General features: G+C 62.8%; 18 protein-coding genes and 2 tRNA genes. 14 read left to right on the top strand and 6 right to left on the bottom strand.

Annotated features, from left to right (window positions below; translation table 11 throughout):
* Positions 1-120: 120 nt before the first annotated feature.
* The gene (locus NKI99_RS02230) at positions 121-573 is read left to right on the top strand and encodes an Lrp/AsnC family transcriptional regulator (protein WP_023812252.1); all 453 of its coding nucleotides are present in this window, start codon (positions 121-123) and stop codon (positions 571-573) included.
* Between the two features lie 94 nt (positions 574-667).
* Here NKI99_RS02230 and NKI99_RS02225 read toward each other — a convergent pair whose 3' ends face one another.
* Positions 668-1,867, bottom strand: coding sequence for a cytochrome-c peroxidase (locus NKI99_RS02225; RefSeq protein ID WP_352609577.1), 1,200 nt, complete (start codon positions 1,865-1,867; stop codon positions 668-670).
* Positions 1,868-1,874: 7 nt separating this feature from the next.
* The gene (locus NKI99_RS02220; protein WP_023812254.1) at positions 1,875-2,324 is read right to left on the bottom strand and encodes a FixH family protein; all 450 of its coding nucleotides are present in this window, start codon (positions 2,322-2,324) and stop codon (positions 1,875-1,877) included.
* A 151-nt stretch (positions 2,325-2,475) separates the two neighbouring features.
* On the opposite strand from NKI99_RS02220, the gene NKI99_RS02215 reads away from it, so the two are divergent.
* On the top strand, positions 2,476-3,396 hold the full coding sequence (locus tag NKI99_RS02215; RefSeq protein WP_128304045.1) for a sugar kinase: 921 nt from the start codon (positions 2,476-2,478) through the stop codon (positions 3,394-3,396).
* Between the two features lie 50 nt (positions 3,397-3,446).
* Here NKI99_RS02215 and NKI99_RS02210 read toward each other — a convergent pair whose 3' ends face one another.
* The 3 genes from NKI99_RS02210 to NKI99_RS02200 all read right to left on the bottom strand — a co-directional run bounded on the left by NKI99_RS02210 (position 3,447) and on the right by NKI99_RS02200 (position 7,184).
* Positions 3,447-4,469, bottom strand: coding sequence for an aldose epimerase family protein (locus tag NKI99_RS02210; protein WP_023812255.1), 1,023 nt, complete (start codon positions 4,467-4,469; stop codon positions 3,447-3,449).
* Positions 4,470-4,562: 93 nt separating this feature from the next.
* Positions 4,563-6,020 carry an NAD-dependent succinate-semialdehyde dehydrogenase gene (locus NKI99_RS02205; protein ID WP_127291661.1) on the bottom strand — a complete coding sequence of 486 codons (1,458 nt, stop codon included), beginning with the start codon at positions 6,018-6,020 and terminating at the stop codon, positions 4,563-4,565.
* A 213-nt stretch (positions 6,021-6,233) separates the two neighbouring features.
* A complete protein-coding gene (locus NKI99_RS02200) occupies positions 6,234-7,184 on the bottom strand; it encodes an AEC family transporter (RefSeq protein ID WP_128303984.1) in 951 nt (316 codons plus the stop codon).
* A 143-nt stretch (positions 7,185-7,327) separates the two neighbouring features.
* Here NKI99_RS02200 and NKI99_RS02195 point away from each other — a divergent pair, with 143 nt between their 5' ends.
* The 10 genes from NKI99_RS02195 to NKI99_RS02150 all read left to right on the top strand — a co-directional run bounded on the left by NKI99_RS02195 (position 7,328) and on the right by NKI99_RS02150 (position 18,015).
* The gene (locus NKI99_RS02195) at positions 7,328-10,348 is read left to right on the top strand and encodes a caspase family protein (RefSeq protein WP_352439883.1); all 3,021 of its coding nucleotides are present in this window, start codon (positions 7,328-7,330) and stop codon (positions 10,346-10,348) included.
* Positions 10,349-10,451: 103 nt separating this feature from the next.
* Complete coding sequence (locus tag NKI99_RS02190; protein ID WP_023812259.1) at positions 10,452-11,000, top strand: histidine phosphatase family protein; 549 nt, start codon at positions 10,452-10,454, stop codon at positions 10,998-11,000.
* A gap of 229 nt (positions 11,001-11,229) precedes the next feature.
* A tRNA-OTHER gene (locus tag NKI99_RS02185) sits at positions 11,230-11,303 on the top strand.
* A gap of 2 nt (positions 11,304-11,305) precedes the next feature.
* Positions 11,306-11,375 (top strand) — tRNA-Asn (locus NKI99_RS02180).
* A gap of 351 nt (positions 11,376-11,726) precedes the next feature.
* Positions 11,727-12,869 carry a slipin family protein gene (locus tag NKI99_RS02175; RefSeq protein WP_023812260.1) on the top strand — a complete coding sequence of 381 codons (1,143 nt, stop codon included), beginning with the start codon at positions 11,727-11,729 and terminating at the stop codon, positions 12,867-12,869.
* Between the two features lie 231 nt (positions 12,870-13,100).
* The gene (locus NKI99_RS02170; protein ID WP_010909964.1) at positions 13,101-13,382 is read left to right on the top strand and encodes an acyl carrier protein; all 282 of its coding nucleotides are present in this window, start codon (positions 13,101-13,103) and stop codon (positions 13,380-13,382) included.
* A 56-nt stretch (positions 13,383-13,438) separates the two neighbouring features.
* The gene (locus NKI99_RS02165) at positions 13,439-14,629 is read left to right on the top strand and encodes a beta-ketoacyl-ACP synthase (RefSeq protein ID WP_128303982.1); all 1,191 of its coding nucleotides are present in this window, start codon (positions 13,439-13,441) and stop codon (positions 14,627-14,629) included.
* 51 nt (positions 14,630-14,680) lie between these two features.
* Positions 14,681-15,952, top strand: a complete 1,272-nt coding sequence (locus tag NKI99_RS02160; RefSeq protein WP_127291675.1) for a beta-ketoacyl-ACP synthase — start codon at positions 14,681-14,683, stop codon at positions 15,950-15,952.
* A 37-nt stretch (positions 15,953-15,989) separates the two neighbouring features.
* Positions 15,990-17,018, top strand: a complete 1,029-nt coding sequence (locus tag NKI99_RS02155; RefSeq protein ID WP_127291678.1) for a zinc-binding dehydrogenase — start codon at positions 15,990-15,992, stop codon at positions 17,016-17,018.
* A gap of 13 nt (positions 17,019-17,031) precedes the next feature.
* Positions 17,032-18,015: a lipid A biosynthesis lauroyl acyltransferase gene (locus tag NKI99_RS02150; RefSeq protein WP_164892933.1), complete on the top strand. Its 984-nt coding sequence runs from the start codon at positions 17,032-17,034 to the stop codon at positions 18,013-18,015.
* A 61-nt stretch (positions 18,016-18,076) separates the two neighbouring features.
* On the opposite strand, the gene NKI99_RS02145 is transcribed toward NKI99_RS02150, so the two are convergent.
* Positions 18,077-18,505, bottom strand: coding sequence for a L,D-transpeptidase (locus NKI99_RS02145; protein WP_023812266.1), 429 nt, complete (start codon positions 18,503-18,505; stop codon positions 18,077-18,079).
* A 222-nt stretch (positions 18,506-18,727) separates the two neighbouring features.
* Here NKI99_RS02145 and NKI99_RS02140 point away from each other — a divergent pair, with 222 nt between their 5' ends.
* Both NKI99_RS02140 and NKI99_RS02135 read left to right on the top strand, forming a co-directional pair.
* Positions 18,728-20,008 (top strand): acetylornithine deacetylase/succinyl-diaminopimelate desuccinylase family protein, encoded by a 1,281-nt coding sequence (locus NKI99_RS02140; protein ID WP_023812267.1) that lies wholly within the window; start codon positions 18,728-18,730, stop codon positions 20,006-20,008.
* Positions 20,009-20,170: 162 nt separating this feature from the next.
* Entirely contained in the window at positions 20,171-21,649 is a 1,479-nt protein-coding gene (locus NKI99_RS02135; RefSeq protein WP_023812268.1) for an ABC transporter substrate-binding protein, read from the top strand.
* Positions 21,650-21,780 lie beyond the last annotated feature (131 nt).

Here is a 21,780-nt window from a genome sequence, read left to right as displayed (position 1 = left end):
CCGGACCGAATGGTGGAAGCTAGCACAGATGCGAATTTTCAATCGGTCCGAAGAAATCGACATTGCAGGTCATTCGATCTATCGTAGCAGCTCAAAACCGACATATGGACTACATTTTCGATGACAGAAGACCAATTGGACCGCATCGACAGGAATATCCTGGCGGCGCTGGCAAGCGATGGCCGGCTTTCGATGTCAGAACTGGCGGCAAACGTCGGCCTGTCGAAAACGCCGGTGCAGGCGCGGGTGAAGCGGCTGGAGAAGGACGGCTACATCAGGGGCTACCAGGCGATCATCGACCGCGAGCGCATGGGCGAAGGCCATGTTGCATTCGTCCAGGTGAAATTGTCCGACACCAGGTCCGCCGCGCTCGATGCCTTCAACCGATCCGTGCAGGCCGTGCCGGAAATCGAGCAGTGCCACATGATGGCGTCGAGCTTCGACTATCTGCTGAAAGTCCGCACCAGGGACATCGCCGCCTACCGCCGCGTCCTCGGCGAACGCATCTCGGCCCTGCCCCACGTCGCCCAGACCTCGACCTTCGTGGCGATGGAGACAGTCAAGGATCGATGACCATGATCCCGAAAAGTGGAAGCCGGTTTTCGGACAAGATCATGGTCAAACGTAGAGCCCCATCCCGATACATCGGGATGGATCGGGCTCTAACTCACTCCGAAAGCGTCTTCAGGAAAGCCACCAGCGCCGCACGTTCACGATCCGACAGCCCCAGCGGATGAACTTCGGACGTACCCTCCACGCTGGGTGCAGCCTTGGCGTAGTGCGCCACGACCTCGTCGAGCGACGAAAACTGCCCGGCATGCATGTAGGGCGACCGCGTTGCCGCACCGCGCAGCGATGGCGTCTTGTAGGCGCGAACGAGTTCGGGCGCATCCTTGACCATGAAGCGCAACTCGCCGCAGGCGCTGGCGTCGCCATCGCGATAGGCGCCGAAGCAGTTGAACGGGTCCGCCTCGACTTGGCGCACGGCATCGATACGGCCGCGATCCGGCGGCAGGCCCGCAACGGATGGCACGCCGGTGTTGTGGAAGCTGTTGTCGGTGAAGCGCGGGCCGTTATGACAGGTCACGCAATTGGCCTTGCCGATGAACAGTTTAAGTCCAAGGATTTCTTGTTTGGAAAAGACAGCATCGCCCTTCGGCTCGGCACCGGTGGCGAGGTCCAGCGCAAAGCGGTCGAAACGCGTCGGCGCCGGCTCGATCGAGCGTTCGAAGGCGGCGATCGCCTTGCCGATATTGGCAAAGACGCCGTCGATTGCGCTGCGCTGCGCGCCGCTCATCGCATTCCAGGCCGCCTTCTCGGCATCGTTTCCAAGCGGGCTGGCATTCGACGGCATGCCCGAAAGATCGGGCAGCGGCCCGAAGATGCGCTCATAGCGCTCGCCGAAGCGCGCCTTGATGTGATGCGCGTAGGCGGTGCGGTTTCCCGCCTGCTCCAGCGGGTTTTCGAGCGGCGTCAGCGCTTGCGCCCACAGGCTGTCGCGGCGGCCGTCCCAGAAGAACCAGGGATCGCGCGCGACGCCGGCCAGCGGCATGGTCCGCCGGCTGGTACGGCCGACGCCGACGGCTTGCGGCAGGTCGTCCTGGAACTGGCGGTCGATCTTGTGGCATGTCGAACAGGATATCGACCCGTCACCGCTCATGCCCTGGTCGAAGAACAGCGTCGAGCCGAGTGCGGCAGCCGCCGGCACGTCGGCAAAACGATCGGTGGTGTCGGGCTTGAGCGCCGGCAGCGACGACAGCGCCAGCGAGGCGATGGTCGTCTTCTCGGCGTCGGAAAAATCCGGCTTCGTGCAGCCGGTAAGGACAACGGCCACCATTAGCGCCAGAAAACGCGAACGCCGCCTCATGTCCTGCTCACAGCACCACGTTGAAGAGCACCGTATCGGAGCCTGCGGTGGCCGAGATGGCGAAATGCAGCTGCCACCAGCCGCTCATGGTGAATTTCACCCCTTCGATCCGGTAACGCCCGTCGCCGAGATAGTCGGTCGCTTGCGGGCTGGTCGGCAGGCCGTGACTGTGCAGCGGCATGCCGCCGGAGATCGCGATCGCCGCCCCTTCCACCGGAGCTCCAGCCTTTGTCTTCAGCGTCAGCAGCCAGGATTGCAGTTGGCCTAGCCGCACAACGCCTCGCTCCGGCGCGAAGCTTGCCACGAACAGCCCGTTGGCGGTGTTCTTCGTCCGAGAGACATCCGGGCCGGCGGGCCGCGCCGACCGCGGCGCCGTCAGGTAAACGACCGCGAGAATGCCGACCAGCAAGGCAGCCAGACCAAGACCTGCCAGAAGATAACGCCATATCGATGCCAAACCGGTTCCTCTTCTGCAGACAACGCTCTGCCGAACGGATCGCATCCCGCCAGCCTGTGGGAAAACGCTGTGGCGGAAAAAACCCTGCTTGCCAAGCATGGCGCTGCCGGTGGCAAAAAGCTACAGCACCGAGATCACTGGAGGATTGCAGATGGCGGGAAACGGCGTCGCCTCGATCGGCGAATGCATGCTCGAACTGTCGGGCCAGACGGGACCGAACTGGCGCATAGGCTTTGCCGGCGACACGTTCAACACGCTGTGGGCGCTGCATGCACTGAGCGCTGAGCGGCCGGCAACCTATGTCTCGGCCTTCGGCGACGATCCATTCTCGCAAGGCCAGATCGATTTCTTCGCTGAAAACGGCATCGGCATCGGCTCCAGCCCGCTCATAGCGGGCGCGCGGCCCGGCCTCTATGCCATCACGCTGACGGGAGCCGAACGTTCCTTCACCTATTGGCGTGGCGACGCCGCCGCGCGGCAGCTTGTCTCGGACCCGGCCGCATTATCGAAAAACCTGGAAAATCAGGCACTTGTCTATTTTTCCGGAATCACTTTGGCAATTCTGGACGAAGCCGCGCGCGCTGAGTTGCTGGCCGCCGTCGCCAAGGCGCGTTCGGCTGGTTCACTTATCGCCTTCGACCCCAACTATCGGCCGCGGCTCTGGCGTGAGCGCGAGGATGCGCAGGCAGCGATCGTCGAAGCCCTTGCCGTCACCGACATCGCATTGCCGACCTTCCCCGACGAGCAGATGCTGTTCGGCGATCCAACACCGCAAGCCACAGCGAAGCGGCTCGGGCAACTCGTCGGCGAGGTCGTCGTCAAGAACGGCGAAGCACCGGCACTGATTGCCCAAGCAGGAACGCTGCGCGAAGTCCCGGCAATCCATGTCGCCGCTCCCGCCGATACGACGGGCGCCGGCGATTCCTTCAACGGCGGCTATCTTGCGGCTCGACTTGCCGGCCACGACCCGCTTGAAGCAGCACGCCGTGCGCATCGCGTCGCCGCCGCCGTGGTGCAGGTGCGCGGCGCGCTGGCGCCGTTCGAGACGCTGCGCGCGGCCTTCGCCGGCTAAAGTCTGTTGCGATTCAGGTCAGGCGGGCTTCACCTGAACATTGGCAGGCCTCAGGGCAGACGGAATCTGTATTCCGTCACGTGGTGGTAGATCGCGCCCGGCCACAGCGTCGCCTGCGGGAAATAAGGCCGGTTCGGCGCGTCCGGCCAAATCTGCGGCTCCAGGCAGAAGCCGCAAAAAGCCTTGTAGTCGCGGCCTTCCAACCCGGTGCGCGGCGTCACGTACTGGCCGGTATAGAGCTGGACGCCCGGCTCAGTGGTCCAGACCTCCATCTCGACACCGGAACTGGCGCCTTGCGCCCATGCCGCCTGCTTGAGCGGCCCGCGTGCCGAAGCGAGGCAGAAATTCTGGTCGTAGGGCAGCTGTTCGCCCTCGGTCTCCATGCGCAGCGGCCGCGCCTGGCGGAAATCGAACGGCGTACCGTCAACCGGCTTGACCACGCCGGTCGGGATCATGTCGCCATCGACCGGCAGGTAGGCGCCGGCATTCAGCATCATCCTGTGGTCGAGAATGTCGCCGGCGCCGCCATCATCCAGGTTGAAATAGGAATGCTGGGTCAGATTGCACAGCGTCGGCTCCTCGCAGGTGGCGGTCAGCTCGACGCTGAGCGTGCCGGGGATCTTCAACCGGTAGGTACAAGTGACATCGAGCGCGCCGGGAAAGCCCATCGCGCCGTCGGGATCGTGCAACGTCAGCGTGACGAAATCCCTGCCATGCAACGAAACCGTCCACGGCCTGTGGGAATAGCCTTGCGAGCCGCCATGCAGCGTATGCTTGTCGAGGAAGTTTTGCTCGGTCTGGTAGCGGCTGCCGGCGATGGTAAAGCGGCCGTCGCGGATGCGGTTGGCATAGCGGCCGACAACCGCTCCAAAGAAGCCCGTATCCGTCTCGTAGGCCGCCAGATTGTCGTAGCCAAGCACCAGCGGCGCATCGTGCCCGGTCAGGCGCAGATCCTGGATGATCGCGCCCAGACCGATGATGTTGGCGGTGATACCGCCGCCCCTGATCGTGAAGCGACGCACCGGCTCGCCTGCCTGCGTCGTGCCGAAAACCTCGCCGTCCTTCATCGCCATGCCCGTAAATGCCAGTTGATCCAGAAGACTTCGGCTGGTTTTCCCATGAGAGACAGGCAGGCCATCGGCCTCCCCATCTCAGGGAATATCCTATCAGAGGCCGAGGCCGCCGATGCAGACATATTTGGTGTCGAGATAATCCTCGATGCCCTGATGTCCGCCTTCTTTGCCGAGACCCGATTCCTTGACGCCGCCGAACGGCGCCTCCGGCGTGGTGATGAGGCCTTCATTGACGCCGACCATGCCGTATTTCAGCCCTTCCATGACGCGGAAGGCGCGGCCGAGATCGCCGGTGTAGAAATAGCAGGCGAGGCCGAATTCGGTGTCGTTGGCGAGTGCTATCGCCTCCTCTTCGGTCTCGAACTTGAACACCGGTGCGACCGGGCCAAAGATCTCTTCCTTCATGAAGCGCATCTTGGGCGTCGCATTGGCAATGACCGTCGGCTGGAAGAACGAACCGCCGAGCGCATGGCGCTTGCCGCCGGCAACGATCTTGCCGCCCTTGGATGTGGCGTCGGCGATCAGTTCTTCGACCTTCTCGACCGCCTTCTCGTCGATCAGCGGCCCCTGCTGCACGCCGTCCTCGAGGCCGGAGCCGACCTTCAGCCCGTTGCTGGCGGCAGCGAGCTTCTCGACGAACTTGTCATAGACACCAGCCTGGACAAGGAAGCGGTTGGTGCAGACGCAGGTCTGGCCGGAATTGCGATACTTGGCGGTGATCGCACCAGCGACCGCACGCTCGAGGTCGGCGTCATCGAAGACAATGAACGGCGCGTTGCCACCGAGCTCCATCGACACTTTCTTGACGGTGACCGACGACTTCTGGATGAGAAGCTTGCCGACTTCGGTCGATCCGGTGAAGGTGATCTTCGACACCAGCGGATTGGCGCAGATCTCGTCGCCGATCTCGCTTGCCGAACCGGTCAGGATGTTGACGACGCCCTTGGGGAAGCCGACCTCCTCTGCGAGCGCACCCCAGGCGAGGCCTGAATATGGTGTCTGCGAGGCCGGCTTGACCACTGCGGTGCAGCCGGCGGCGAGCGCCGGGCCGAGCTTGCGGGCCAGCATCGAGGACGGGAAATTCCACGGCGTGATGGCGGCGATGACCCCGACCGGTTCCTTGGTCACCAGGATGCGGCGGTCCGCCCATGGCGACGGCACGACGTCGCCATAGGTGCGGCGGCCTTCCTCGGCGAACCACAATATGTAGGCCGCGGCAGAGCCGATCTCGCCCTTCGATTCGAACAGCGACTTGCCCTGTTCGATGGTCAGCAGTTCGGCCAGCACGTCCTGATTGTCCATCATTGCGTCATGCAGCTTGCGCAGCAGCTTCGAGCGCTCGAGCGCGGTCGTCTTGCGCCAGGTCTTGAAAGCTTCCGCGGCGGCTTCGATGGCGCGGCGGGTTTCGGCTTTGCCCGACTTCGGCACGGTGCCGATCTTGAGGCCGGTGGCCGGGTTGTTGACGTCAACCGTCTGGCCGCTGTCGGCCTGCACCCATTCGCCATTGATGAGATTGGCCTGCCGCATGAAATGGCTGGTTTTCTGAAGCATGGTCTATCCTCCGTTCGGCGCGCTGACGGCCGGTCTGTGAAATCTTCGGTGAGCGTGCGCCATGGACTGAAGCCGGCACGCCGGAGCCACTGCTCTTTACCGAGGGCAAGGCCCGCAAGCAATCGCAAGATGGCATATAGGGGTTGGACCAGCCCGAGGCGAGAGCAGGCCGGACATATGCCGTGCCGATCGCTGGCCGCACCATCTGGCTATCTATCCGAAAACGTGGAGCACCACCGTCAGCCAGAAGGCGGTTGTAACAACCGCGCTCGCCGTGGCGATTGTCATCTGGTTCGACGCCAGCGCCTGGCCGGTGTTGAACTGCACGGCGATGAGATAGGAATTGATGCCGGATGGTAGCGCCGCCACCACCACCGCCACTTTGGCCGTCAATGGCGGCAGGCCAAGCAGCCAGACCAGACCGAGAACCAGAGCCGGCATCAGGAACAATTTCAGCACCGAAAGCGCCAGAGCCGGCCGGACATTGCCGGAGATACCGAAGCGGCGCAGGCTGAGGCCCATGGCGAACAGCGCCACTGGCCCGGCAGTGTCAGCCAGCGCATCGACCAGCCGTGTGGCAAGGTTCGGCAGCGGCGCGCCGGTTAGGCGCCATGCCAGCCCGGCCAGGATGCCGATGATCAGGGGATTGGTGAACAGTCTTCTCAGAAAGCTCTGGATGATGCGCAGCGGGTGTACGGGCTCGCTGCCACCGCGGCCAAATATCTCGAACATGATGATCGACGCCATCATCATGGTCGGCAGATGCACGGAAACGAGCAGCGACAGCACTTCGAATCCGCTGGACCCGAATACGCCGAGAACGAAGGGAATGCCCAGCAACACCACATTCGAGAAGGACGACGACACTCCACCGACGATACCTGTGCGTGCGTCCCGCCCGAAGATTCGCGTCGTCACCAGATGGCCGGCAGCCCATGTCATTGCAACCGCGGTGAAGTAAGCGCCCCACAGCGACCATGGCGCCACGCCATGGAAATCGGAATTCACCATCGTCCGAAACAGCAGCAGCGGCATCGCCACGTTGATGGCGAATTCGGAGATGCCGTCCCCGCTGGCCGGCTTTAGATAGCCGGTGAGCCCGGTGAGATAGCCGAGCGCGACGAGGCTGAAGACGAAAAGAACGGTTTCGGTGAGCGGCGACATTTTTCAGGGATAGGCGAGCCACGGCCGCGGCGCAATCGCGCCCGAATTTGATCATGCCCTAATTTGATCATGGCCAAATTTGATCATGGTCCATTGGCAGCGTTATAGAGGGCTTGGATCATCAGGGCGGATGCGAACGACAAATGACCTTTGTCGAAACCTCGAAGCTTAATCTTTTGCGGCGGGCATGGCTGACGGCTTTCATCGCCGCACTGCTTTGCCTTGCCGCGACCGCGCTTGCAGTTGCCGAGACAATAAGCCTTAAGGGCGTGGCGCTGATCATCGGCCAGTCGAATTACCTGCACATCGCCGCCCTGCCCAACCCCGCCAACGACGCCCGCGACATGGCCAAGATGCTGACCGACCTTGGCTTCGACGCCCGCAGCGTCACCGACCGCGACGCCACCAAGCTGAAGCGCGACCTGGAGCGGTTCACCGAAGATGCCGACGGCGCCGATGTCGCCTTCATCTACTACTCCGGTCATGGCATCGAGGCCGGCGGCGAAAACTATCTGGTTCCGGTCGATGCCGACGTCCCGTCGCTGAAGGATGCCGGCACCAGCCTTGTGCCGATATCGGCCGTCATGGAGGCATTGAAAAAGACAGTGCCGGTGACGATCATGCTGCTCGACGCCTGCCGCACCAATCCATTCCCCGCGGATGCCATGGTCCGGCGCTCACCGACCGCTTCCGCCTCGCCCATAGGCGCCGGCGGGTTGGAGCCGGTGCGCGGCGCGAAGGCGCTCGGCAATGCGCCGGCGGCCGACGCGAGCCTGGGTACGGTGGTCGGCTTTGCCGCAGAACCGGGTCGTCCAGCGCTCGATGGCGCCGCCGGCGAAAACAGCCCTTATGCGTCCGCTTTGCTGCGCCACCTCGCGGCGATGAAGGGTACCGAGTTCGGCTCGGTCATGCGCATGGTGACCGAGGAGGTCTATCTCGACACAAAGGCAAAGCAGCGCCCCTGGGTCAATGAAAGCTTGCGCCGGCTGCTCTATTTCGGCGTCGCGCCGGCGGAGCCGACCGGCGACGACGGGCTGATCACCGGCGAGCGGCGCCAGCTGCTGCTGACGATTTCCGACCTGCCCGACCCCAAACGGGCGCAGGTGGAACTGGCCTCGCTGCAGGAAGGCGTGCCGCTTGATGCGCTTTATGGCGTGCTGAAAGCGCTCGGCACGGAAAAGATCCCGGAAGATCCGACTGACCTGCAAAAGGTGCTCGACGCCCAGGCCGAGCGCCTGAAGAAGATGATGTCCGAGCGTGCAGCGCTTCGCACCGACGATCCGGAGATCAAACGGCTTGTCGCCTCCGCCGACAAGGCCATCAGCCAGGGCGCCATCGTGACGGCGCGTAAATTCCTCGACGATGCCGTCGGCCGGATCGAAGAGACCAACGACGCGGTCGATCAAGCCGAGGATCTCGTCAAGCAGAAGCGTCTTGCCGATGCCGCGATCTATGCCAGGCGCGCCGATGCCTCTGGCCTGGTCTTCGACTACAAATCCGCCGCAGGCGATTACGCCAAGGCCTTCTCGCTGGCCGAGAAATGGGACGACAAGCTGCGCTGGAACTACAAGAACCAGCAAGCCGAGGCGTTGAACGCCTACGGCTACGCCACCGGCGATCTCGATGCGCTGCAGCACTCCATCGAGGCCTATCGCACCATTCTGAACTTCATCCCCAATGACGAACAGAATCGCGACTGGGCGATCACCCGCAACAACATGGCGGTGGTGCTGCAGACCATCGGCGAGCGAGAGACGGAGACCGCGCGCCTTGAAGAGGCAGCGCGGATCTTTCGCGATTCCCTTGTCGTGTTCGAGCGCGAGAAGGACGATCTTAACTGGGCCGCCGCGCAGAACAATCTGGCCAACGTGCTGTTGAAGATCGGCGAACGTGAGAGCGACCCGAAACGCCTGAACGAGGCGGTGGTGGCGATGCGCGCCACACTCGAAAAACGCCCGCGCGACAAGGTCCCGCTCGACTGGGCCGCTTCGCAGAACAATCTCGGCCTGGCGCTCTATGCGCTTTCCGAGCGCGAGGCCGCCGGCGAACATCTGACGCAAGCCGAGGCGGCCTACCGGCTGGCACTTGAGGAATACACACGCGAAAAGGCGCCGGTTGAATGGGCGATGGTCGAGAACAATCTCGGCAACACGCTGGTGTCGCTCGGCATTCAGCTCAACGACAAGGCGAAGATAAACGAGGCGGCCAACGCGTTCCGTGCCGCGCTTGAAGTGCGAACCCGTGAAACCTTCCCCGTCTCATGGGCGACCAGCAGGCTCAACCTCGGCAACGCGCTGAGCGGTGTCGCCCGTTTCGATATGGGCACCGGCGCGCTCGAAGAGGCCGCGGCCGCCTATGACGATGCACTGACGGTCTTTACCCGGCAGCGTTTCCCGATGGACTGGGCGTCGGCGCAGAACAATCTCGGTTCGATCTACCAGACGCTTGGCCAGCGCACCCGCGACGCGGCCAAGCTGGAGCAGTCGGCCGCGGCCTTCCGGGCGGCCCGGCAGGTCTATGTCAGACGGAAATTCCCTCTCGACTGGGCAATGAGCCACTACAATCTCGGCAACACGCTGCAGCTCCTCGGCGGCGTCACCGACAAGCCGGAACATTATGGTGAAGCCATTGCCGCCTACCGCGATGCGTTGCGCGAGTACAAGCGCGAGACGAACCCCCGCCAATGGGCGCTGGCCCAGGCCGGCCTCGGCTCGACGCTGCACTGGCTGAGCATGAGCAATGCCGACTCCAGGACGCTGCTTGAGTCCATAGCGGCCCGCCGAGCAGCCCTCGAAGTACTCACCGTCGACGCGGCACCAGTCGACTGGGCCAACGCCCAGAACGGCATCGGCATGAGCCTGCTCAACCTCGGCAATCTCGAACGCACCGGCAAATACCTCGGTGATGCCGAGGCCGCCTTCGCGGCCACGCTGAAGGTATTCACCAGGGAAAGCCTGCCCATGCAATGGGCCTTCGCGCAGAACAATCTCGGTGACGTCAGCTGGAACCGAGCCAGCTATGGCGGGGGCAAGGCCGAATATCAAAAGGCGATCGAATTCTTCGAGAACGCCAAGCAGGGCTTTACCGAAGCCGGCTACACAATCCCCATCCCGCTCACCGACCAGAAGATCGATCTGGTGAAGAAGCAGATGGCGAAGAAGTAGGTCTACGCATCCCGCCGACCGCGCCTTGTCTTTCGGCTGGCTTTACCGTCCCTATATGTCCCGTCACCGGAACCCATTGCCGGGAACCGGAGAAGGATAGCGGATGATTCGATTTGCCTTGGCGTTGTTCCTGTTTCTTATTCCCGGCGTGGCCCACGCCACGGATGCAGGCTGGGCGCTGCTGCGCGATGGCGGACATGTCGTGCTGCTGCGCCATGCCATGGTCACCGGCACCACCGACCCGGCCAATTTCGACATCGACAGTTGCGCCACCCAGATGAACCTGTCGGCCCGTGGCAAGCAACAGGCGAGCAAGATCGGCGCTCTGTTTGCCGCCCGTGCGGCACCGATCGAGCGCGTGTTGTCCAGCCGCTATTGCCGCTGCCTCGATACTGCCCGCATCGCCTTCGAGGCCGAGCCGGAGCTGTTTGCTCCGCTCGATCTCCTGAAGGGCGACGAGGCGCAGAAAGCCGCGCAGATCGCGGCGATCCTGAAAGAAATCCGCGCCTATTCCGGCTCCGACAATCTGGTCATGGTCACCCATCTGGAAGACATCGTGGCGCTGACCGGCATCTCGCCGCGCGAAGGCGAGGCCGTGGTCGTGGAGCCGCAGGGCGATAGCCTGCGCGTGCTCGGCCGCGTCACCTTCTGAGCTCCCTGCGCGCGATCGCTGACGTCGAAAGCGGTGTTGCCGAAATGCCACCGCCGCAAGAAGCCGCAAATCCGCCACGACAATGCCGCTTGCGACAACCCGTCGCAGGGGCTATAGGCGCGCTCCCGGTCACGAGAACCGAAGCGAGCACAACGGTTGGAGCTTTCGCCTCCGCCCGTGCAGGCGGCTTTGCCGCCCTGTATACGGCGCCGCTTTGGGGACTGGGATCGCGGATGTAGCTCAGCGGGAGAGCGCCGGATTTGGGTCCGGAGGTCGGGGGTTCAATTCCCTTCATCTGCACCACGGATAGCTCAGTTTGGTTAGAGCATCAGATTGTTAATCTGACTGTCGAAGGTTCGATTCCTTCTCCATTGGCCTGAAAAGCCATCCGAAAACGGTCAGGGGACTGGAATGCGAAAGACTGAACGGATGGCCCAAGCCCTCGGGCGCGGATCATCCCAAGCGTCTTTCGCCATCGGCTCGCGGCCAGGCCCGCGGTGACGATCAAGGCGCAGTGTCGCCGGCAAAGGAAGCTCGGCCTCCGGCGCCCGCTTCGCTGCCCCGCGATCCGCTCCCGAAGGCCCGCCACGGATTGATGCCACCAGTCCCCGGATCATTCGTGCCCGGACGATGACGCAAGACGACGATGTGAAACGAGAAACGAAAGGAACGATCGACGCATGACTTGACGCCTCGCATGTGGCCATGCCCGACAGGAGTGAAACAATGACAATTCTCGACAAGGTTCTTGGACGCGAGCGCGTCCTCGTAAAGGAAAACGAACGTGCCCTCACCCTCCACAAGGGTGAGATCAAGACTGTCCTGCTGCCGGGCGAACATTGGCTCGCCAACCGGCGCGGCAGCCTTGAAGTGTCCCGGCACGATCTGAAGAACCCGGAATTCGTTTCGGCATACGAGAAGGCGTTGTTCGACAAGCTCCCGGATGTGGCCGCGCGTCATTTCACCGTCGTTCGCACCGGGCGCACGGATGTCGCCATCATCGAGCGTGACGGCAATCTGCACGCCGTTCTGGCGCCGGACCGCAAGCTCGTGCTGTGGACGGATGCCGGTCCGTGGAAGGTGACGCTGATCGACACATCGGTCGATCTCGCCATCGATGCGGCGGTCATGCGCCGGCTCGGCCAGGCCCGGAAGGCGGAATTGATGTCCGTCCACCCGGTCGTCGACGGTCAGGCCGGACTGCTGTTCATCGACGGTGTCCTGGTCAGGACGCTGACGGCGGGCGTGCATGGCTTCTGGAACGTCGGACGCATGGTGCAGATCAAGGTCGTCGACCTCAAGCGCCAGTCGCTCGACGTTGCTGGGCAGGAAGTGCTGACCAAGGATCGCGTGACGATCCGCGTCAACATCGCAGCCGAATACCGGGTCGTCGATCCTGTCAAGGCGGTGAGCATGGTGAAGGACTTCTCCGAAGCCCTTTACCGCGCCCTGCAGTACGCCTTCCGCAAGACCCTTGGCGCGCTGACACTCGATCAGATCCTTGAAAAGAAGGTGACGATCGACGAGGAGGCCGCCGGCAAGGTTCGCGCCGACATGGCCGAGATCGGGGTGGAGGTCAGTGATATCGCGCTCAAGGATGTCATCCTGCCGGGCGAGATGCGCGAGATCCTCAACCAGGTGGTGTCGGCCGAAAAGCAGGCCGAGGCCAACATCATCCGTCGCCGCGAGGAGACGAACGCGACGCGTTCCCTCCTCAACACGGCCAGGGTGATGGCGGAAAACCCGGTGATGCTGCGGTTGAAGGAGCTTGAGGCTCTGGAAACCATCGCCGGCAAGGTCGAGCGGCTGACCGTCCACAACGGAACGGGCGGGCTGCTGAACGACCTGGTCAAGCTCCGCGACAGCTAATGCATGTCGCCCAAAGTGGTTCCGGTTTTGGGGAACGACATGCATCGAGACAAAGGCTGACGTAACGTCAAAGGGAAGGGCCGCCGGTCAGCCGGCGTCCCTTCTTGCCTTTACAGAGCAGGCTTCCCATCTGCGCCCGGCGTATCAGGCCTTTTCCTGCCGGGAAAAACCGATTAGACAGCGCCCAAACAAGATGCGGACAGATTCCGCCCGCAACCGAAGGAAAAGCCCTTGTCCACCACGTTCGACAAAGTCGCCAAGATCATTGCCGACACCAGCGAGATCGATATCGACACCATTACGCCCGAGAGCCACACGATCGACGATCTCGGCATCGACAGCCTCGATTTCCTCGACATCGTCTTTGCCATCGACAAGGAATTCGGCATCAAGGTGCCGCTGGAAAAGTGGACCCAGGAGGTCAATGACGGCAAGGCTTCGACCGACGATTACTTCGTCATGAAGAACCTGTGCGCCAAGATCGACGCACTGGTTGCCGCCAAGACCGCCTGACTTCGGTTGAGCGCGTGATCTTGACGCGCCCTGCCGCCTGACCCACAAAGCCGCTCATGAGCAGCCCCCGCGACGTCGTCATCACTGGTATCGGCCTTGTCTCCTCGCTGGGGGAAGGTCCGGACGCCCATTGGCAGAAGCTCGCGCAGCCGGGCCTGGAACCGGTGCTCGAAGCGGCGCGCTTTGCACCCTATACCGTCCATCCATTGCCGGAGATCGACTGGAACCTGCAGATCGCCAAACGCGGCGATCAGCGCCAGATGGAAACCTGGCAGAGGCTCGGCACCTATGCCGCAGGCCTGGCGCTGGACGACGCCGGCATCAAGGGCAATGACGAACTCTGCACGACCATGGACATGGTTGTGGCCGCAGGCGGCGGCGAACGCGACGAGGCGGTCGATGCCGCCATTCTCGCCGCTTCGGAAAGCCGCAACGACCGCGATGTGCTGCTCAACGAGAAATTGACCACCGAATTGCGGCCGACACTGTTCCTGGCCCAGCTTTCCAATCTGCTCGCCGGCAACATCTCCATCGTCCACAAGGTGACGGGCTCATCCAGAACCTTCATGGGTGAGGAAGGTGCCGGTGTCGCCGCCGTCGAGACGGCAGCCGCGCGCATCCGCTCCGGCCAGTCGACGCACATCCTGGTCGGCGGTGCCTTCCAGACCGAACATTCCGACATGCTGCTCGGCTATGAACTCGCCGGCTATTTGCATCGCGGCCCGTGGAAGCCGGTCTGGCAAAGACAGGGGGCTGAGGGCGGCGGCGTCGTGACTGGATCCGGCGGTGCCTTCCTGGTGCTGGAGCAGCGCGAACACGCGACAAGCCGCGGACGAAAGATTTATGCCGAGCTTGGGCCGGTCGTCTCCGGCCGCGCCAGGCGCCCACGGGGAGAACTCGACACCGAGATCGCCGCACTGCTCAAGCAGGCTGCAATGCCGAACGGCAAATTACTGGCCCTGTCGGGCGCGTCAGGCGCCCATATGGCAACCATCGCCGAGAAAGCAGCGCTCGACGCCAATCCGGCGATTGCCGCGCGCGGCTTCTCGACGCTGACCGGGCACATGAAGGAAGCACAGTTTCCCTTCGCCGTGGCACTGGCGGCGCTGGCCGTCGATCGCAAGGCCGCCTACCCCGTTTTTGATGCCGCAGCCGAGAAGCCGTTCGAAGGGGTTCCCGCAACCGTCCTTGCAACGGCGATCGGCTATCACCAATTCGAGGGCATGGCGCTGATCAACGCCGCCTGAGGCGGTGTTCCACGATCCATGCTGCAACGATAAACGCTCGAGGGCTCCCGCATGGCCAATCTGAACGATCATATGGGCAGGCCGATCGTCGCCGTCACCGGCATCGGCGTGGTGACCTCGCTTGGCGTCGGCAAGGCCGACAATTGGGCGGCGCTGACCTCGGGCAAGTCGGGCATCCACCCGATCACCCGTTTTCCGGTCGATCATCTCAACACCCGCATCTCCGGCATGGTCGACTTCCTGCCATCGAGCTCGAAGGGCTCCAGCCACCTCACCTATGAACTGGCGGAAACCGCCGCGCGTGAGGCCGTGGCCGAATCCGGCCTCGATTCCGGTGATTTCGGTGGTCCTCTCTTCCTCGCTTCACCGCCGGTCGAACTCGACTGGCACGACCGCTTCGCGCTCTACAATTCCGACAAACTGGACTCCGGCGGCGAACGGCTGCTGCGGGTGGCGCGCGGATTGAAGGAACTAGACATTTTCGAGACCACGCAGTTCGGCTCGATCGCCGACCGGCTTGCCGACCGTTTCGGCACACGCGGGCTGCCGATCACGCTGTCGACCGCTTGCGCTTCCGGCGCCACCGCCATCCAGCTCGGTGTCGAGGCGATCCGCCGCGGCGAATGCGACCGGGCGCTGTCGATCGGCGCCGACGGTTCGGCAACCGCCGAGGCGCTGATCCGCTTCTCGCTGCTGTCGGCGCTGTCGACCCACAACGACATTCCCGAAAAGGCGTCAAAACCCTTCTCCAAGGAGCGCGACGGCTTTGTGCTGGCCGAGGGCTCCGGCGCTCTCGTGCTGGAATCGCTGGAAGCCGCGATGGCGCGCGGCGCCACGATTCTTGGCATCCTGCGCGGCTGCGGCGAAAAGGCGGACGATTTCCACCGCACCCGCTCGAAGCCGGACGCTTCGCCGGCGATCGCGGCGGTCCGTGCTGTGCTTGCCGATGCCGGCTTGAGCGAAGACGAGATCGACTACGTGAACGCTCACGGCACTTCGACGCCCGAAAACGACAAGATGGAGCATCTGTCGCTGTCGACGGTGTTCGGCGAGCGGATCGGCTCGATGCCGGTTTCGTCGAACAAGTCGATGATTGGCCACACGCTGTCGGCCGCCGGCGCGGTCGAGGCAGCTTTTTCGCTGATGACGATGCGCGAAAGCGTCATTCCGCCGACCATCAACTATGACAATCCCGACCCCGCGATCGTGCTGGACGTGGTGCCGAACAAGAAGCGCAATGCCGAGGTTCGCACCGTTCTGTCGAACTCCTTCGGCTTCGGCGGCCAGAACACTTGCCTTGTCATGGCGCGGGAACCGGTCTAAGCGACCTTTTTCAGCCAGACCGAAACCGACAGGCCCAATGCGCGCATTGCAACTTATCGAGGACCGCCGTCTTGAAACGGTGGACCTGCCGCCACCCTCACCGCCGGCACTTGGCGAAGTCACGCTGCGCATCAAGGCGGTGGCGCTGAACCATATCGACGTCTGGGGCTGGCGCGGCATGGCCTTCGCCAAGCGCAAGCTGCCGCTGGTCGTCGGCGCCGAAGCCTCCGGCGAGGTCGAGGCGGTGGGCCCCGGCGTTTCCAGCCTGCTGCCCGGACAATTGGTATCGATCTACGGCGCGCGCACCTGCGGCCTCTGCCGAGCCTGCCGCGAAGGCCGCGACAACCTCTGTGAACATGTTTCGGGTGTGCACGGTTTCCATCTCGACGGTTTCGCGCAAGAGAAGATCAACCTGCCGGCTCGCCTGCTGGTCCCTGCCCCGCCCGGCGTGACCGACATCGGCGCGGCGGTCGCGCCCGTCACCTTCGGCACGGTCGAGCACATGCTGTTCGACAACGCCAGGCTACAGCCCGGCGAGACGATCCTTATCCATGCCGGCGGATCCGGCATCGGCTCGGCGGCCATCCAGCTGGCCAAGCGGATGGGCTGCACCATCATCACCACGGTCGGCTCCAACGACAAGATCGACAAGGCCAAGGCGCTCGGCGCCGACCATGTCATCAACTACCGCGACGACCGTTTCGAGGGCGTCGTGCGCAAGCTGACCAAGAAGAAGGGCGTCGATGTCGTCTTCGAACATGTCGGCGCCGACACTTTTGCCGCCTCGATGTTGTGCCTGAAGCGTGGCGGCCGCCTGGTGACCTGCGGTTCGACTTCCGGCGTGTCGACGCAGATCAACCTCATGCAGCTGTTCCAGCAGCAATTGAAACTGCTTGGCTCCTTTGGCTGCCGCATGGAGAACATGGCAAACGCCATGCAGAAAATGGCGGCGGGACAGGTCGCACCTGTCATCGATACCGAAGTCGACTTCGACGGTATAGATGCCGCGCTGAAGCGCATGGAAGGCCGCGACGTGTTCGGCAAGATCATCCTGCGCGTCGGCTAGAGCCTTGACCTCTGTGTTCAAGAAGTTCCGCCGGGATCTAAAATTTCGTTACGGCAGGCAACTGCGCCAGCTCAATTACTGGCTGGTGGCGCGGGCGGCGATGATGATCATCTCGGTCCTGCGCCTGCTGCCGGCCGACAGTGCGCTGAATTTCGCCGACCGCGTCGCACGCATGGTCGGCCCCCGGGTGGGACGCCATCAGGTTGCCGTCGACAATCTGCGCAAGGCCTATCCGGAAAAGAGCGAAGCCGAGATCCAGGCGATCGCCTCCGACATGTGGGGCAACATGGCCCGTCTTGCCGCGGAATACATCTTTCTCGACGCCCTCTTCGACTATGACCCTACAGCCATCAAGCCCGGCCGCATCGAGGTCAAAGGAGCGGACCACTTCGTCGAAATCGCTGGCGAACAGAAGCCGCATATCGTCTTTACCGGTCATCTCGGCAATTTCGAATTGCTGCCGGTGGCGGCGGCGACCTTCGGCATGAACATCACGGCGCTGTTTCGGCCGCCCAACAATCCTTATCTTGCCGACTACATCCTCTCGACGCGCCGCTCGACCATGGGCTCGTTGCTGCCATCGATGGCCGGTGCTTCATTCGCCTTGGCCGGGGTCCTGGAGAACGGCGGCAACATCGGCATCCTTGTCGACCAGAAATTCTCCAATGGACTGGATACGACGTTCTTCGGCCGTCCGTGCCAGAGCAATCGGGTGCTGGCCACCCTTGCCCGTCACTATGACTGCGACGTCTATCCGGCGCGCTGCATCAGGCTGCCAGGCAACCGCTTCCGGCTCGAAATCGAGGACAAGCTGACATTGCCGCGCACCGCTGACGGCAGCGTCGATGTCCACGCCACCACCCAGCGTCTCAACGATGTCGTCGAACGCTGGGTGCGAGAAGATCCCGGCCAGTGGATGTGGTTCCACAAAAGGTGGGAGATCAGCGGCGGGCGTCGAAAGCGGCCCTCGCAGGCAAAAGCGGTCCCAAACGCTTAAACAGAACTGCTGGCGAGGGTGTTAGCCCTGCGCCAGCCGACAACAGCGAACCTGAATCTCTTCAGTTCGTCACGACAATCCGCGTATTGCCGAAGCCGGCTTGCCGAACCATCGCATAGAAGGCGGCGGCGTTGGTCGGGTGCAAGCGCACACAGCCATGCGATGCCGGGCGCCCGAGCTGCCTCACCGCGCCGGTGCCGTGAATGGCATAGCCGCCGCGGAAGAACACGGAATGAGGCATCGGCGACATGTCGTATTTGCGCGAATACCACATCCGCGCCGTCCGTTGCGGCCGATAGCTGCCGCGCGGGGTAATGTAGCCTTTGCGCGCGGTGGAGACGCTCCACCGGTAAACCGACGCACCATATCTGACGGTCATCGTCTGCGACGACACGTCAATATTTGCAACGAGGCTGGCTGCCCAGCCCTGCCCCGAAGCACCGAACAGCATCGCAACAAACACGGCTGCCATGAGAACTGTCTTTTTCATGCGATCAAACCCCTTTGATTGCCCCTAACCTGTCTGCCCTCAAATTGTCTTTCATCTTTTTAATGGCAGATGAACGGGCTAACACACACACCTTGACCAATTCGCCAATCCAAAGCAGCGAATTTGAACGATTTCCCGCAATAGTTGCCGCAACGACACGCCGCCCAGGCTCGATCACCAACGGGCTTGCAAAACCGCTGAGATCGCTGCTCAACTCTGGGTATGAACGAGCGACTCCTCCGGGCAATCGATGACAGGCGCGACGATGTCGTCGCGCTGACCACTGAGCTGATCCGTTTTCCGACCATCAATCCACCCGGCGAGGCCTATCGGCCATGCGCCGAATATCTCGGCGCGCGGCTGAAGAAGAGCGGTTTCGAGACCGAATTCATCCGCGCAGAAGGCACGCCCGGCGACACCGACCGCTACCCGCGCGTCAATGTCGTTGCCCGTTTCGACGGAAGATCGTCAGGCGCCTGCGTCCACTTCAACTCACACATCGACGTGGTCGAAGCTGGCGACGGCTGGACCGTCGATCCTTTTGCCGGCATCGTCAAAGACGGCAAGGTCTACGGCCGCGGCGCCTGCGACATGAAGGGCGGTCTTGCCGCCTCGATCGTCGCAGCCGAAGCCTTCCTGGAAGTCTTCCCCGATTTTCCCGGCGCCATCGAAATATCCGGCACGGTCGACGAGGAGTCCGGTGGTTTCGGCGGCGTCGCCCATTTGGCCAGGCTCGGCTATTTCTCGAAGCCCAGGGTCGACCATGTCATCATTCCCGAGCCGCTGAACAAGGACCGCATCTGTCTCGGTCATCGCGGTGTCTGGTGGGCGGAGATCGAGACCAAGGGCGAGATCGCGCACGGCTCGATGCCGTTTCTCGGCGACAATGCCGTACGTCACATGGGCGCCGTGCTGAGGGCTTTCGAGGACGAGCTGTTCCCCGCACTCGACCGCAAGATGACGCGCATGCCGGTCGTGCCCGAAGGGGCAAAACGCTCGACCATGAACATCAATTCGATCCATGGCGGCCAGACCGAGGACTTCCGGCCCGGCCTGCCGTCGCCCAACGTGCCCGACTCCTGCCGGCTGACCATCGACCGCCGTTTCCTGCTGGAGGAAGATCTCGACACCGTCAAAGGCGAAGTGACCGGTATTCTCGACCGGCTAAAGCGCGAGCGGACAAAATTCGACTACGAAATCCGCGACCTGATGGAAGTGCTGCCGCTGATGACCGAGCGCGACGCCCCGGTGGTCAAGGCGGTTGCGCAAGGCATAATGGCGATCTTCGACCGCGAACCCGACTACGTCATTTCGCCCGGCACCTACGACCAGAAGCACATAGCCCGCATCGGCCATATCTATGATTGCATTGCCTATGGGCCGGGCATTCTCGACCTCGCCCATCGGCCGGACGAATGGGTCGGCATATCGGACATGGTAGAATCGGCCAAGGTGATGGCAATAGGGCTCAACGTGCTGCTGCGCGGCACAGCCACGGAATAAGGTGCGCACCGCGACAAGCTTCGACCTGCCGATGCGGTCGCCAGGACAAAAAGATTCCCGGCCACGCCAATGGGCAGAACGAAACGCAATTTACTCCGTGGCGAAATCACGCTTCTATCGCCCGGGTTCGAGCACGTGTCTGAACGCATGGGGAGTTGCACGATGAAACTGTGGAAAACCATTCTGGCGGCCGCGGTGCTGTCGCTGGCCGCCGGCACCTCTGCGTTTGCCGCGCGAACCGACCTGGTCATCGGCATCGCGCTCGAACCCCCGCATCTCGATCCGACCGCCGGGGCGGCCGCGGCGATCGACGAGGTTCTCTACGCCAATGTGTTCGAAGGCCTGACGCGCATCGGGCCGAATGGCGAGGTGCTGCCGGATCTGGCCGAAAGCTGGACCATTTCCGATGATGGAAAGGTCTACACCTTCAAGCTGCACACCGGCGTGAAATTCCATGACGGCACCGACTTCGACGCCAGCGACGTGAAATTCTCGCTCGATCGAGCCCGCGCCGAAAATTCCGTCAACGCACAAAAGGGCCTGTTCGCCGCCATCGACAAAGTCGACGTGGTCGACCCGGCAACCGTCAAGGTCACGCTGAAAAACCCGCAGGGCTCGTTCCTCTACAATATGGGCTGGGGCGACGCGGTAATCGTGGCGCCGGAATCTGCCGATACCAACAAGGAGAAACCGATCGGCACCGGCCCGTTCAAGTTCCAGAGCTGGGCCAAGGGATCGTCGATCACCTTGGTCAAATCGGATAACTACTGGGGTACGCCGGCGTCCCTCGACAAGGCCGAGTTCCGCATCGTGCCGGATGCAGCCGCCTATGTGCCGGCGCTGCTCTCGGGCGACATCCAGGCTTTCCCGTTCTTCGATGCCGACAGCGTCGCCCAGGTCAAGGACGACCCGCGCTTCAAGGTTGTGATCGGCGCGACCGAGGGTGAGACCATCCTGTCGATCAACAACAAGAAGCCGCCTTTCGACAAGCTGCAGGTAAGACAGGCGATCTCCTACGCGCTCGACCGCAAGGCGATCATCGACGGCGCCTCGGCCGGCCTCGGGCAGCCGATCGGCTCGCATATGTCGCCGGCCAACAAGGACTATGTCGACCTCACCGGCCGCTACCCGCATGATGTCGCCAAGGCCAAGGAACTGCTGAAGGAGGCAGGCCTCGAGAACGGCTTCAAGGCGACGCTGAAACTGCCGCCGCCCGCCTATGCGCGGCTCGGCGGCGAGATCATCGCCTCACAACTTCGCGACGTCGGCATCGATCTGGAAATCATCCCGGTCGAATGGGCACAGTGGCTGGATCAGGTGTTCACCAAGAAGGATTACGACCTGACCATCGTCTCCCACACCGAGCCCAACGACATCGATATCTATTCGCGCAAGGACTATTATTTCAACTACGACAACCCGGCCTTCGACAAGGTGATTGCCGACCTCGGTGTCACCTCCGACGAAGCCAAGCGCAAGGAATTGCTGGGGCAAGCGCAGAAGATCCTGGCCGACGACGCCGTGGTCGGCTTCCTCTACGAATTGCCGAAGGTCGGAGTCTGGGACGCCAAGCTGCAAGGGCTGTGGGAAAACGCGCCGATCCAGGCCAATGATTTGACCAAGGTGAAGTGGTCGGATTGAAGACTCAGGCTGCCTGGCGGAACTTGCGCTCCGTCACACCCCCCTCTGCCCTGCCGGGCATCTCCCCCGCAAGGGGGGAGATCGGCAGTTTGGCCGATGGTGCACCCTTTGCAACCTTCTTGGTCTGCGCA

This window comes from Mesorhizobium sp. M0239 (genome assembly GCF_040321815.1).
Lineage (GTDB): Bacteria > Pseudomonadota > Alphaproteobacteria > Rhizobiales > Rhizobiaceae > Mesorhizobium.
The sequence above is the reverse complement of the archived record's forward strand: the minus strand, read 5'-3'. Positions and strand labels throughout refer to the sequence as shown.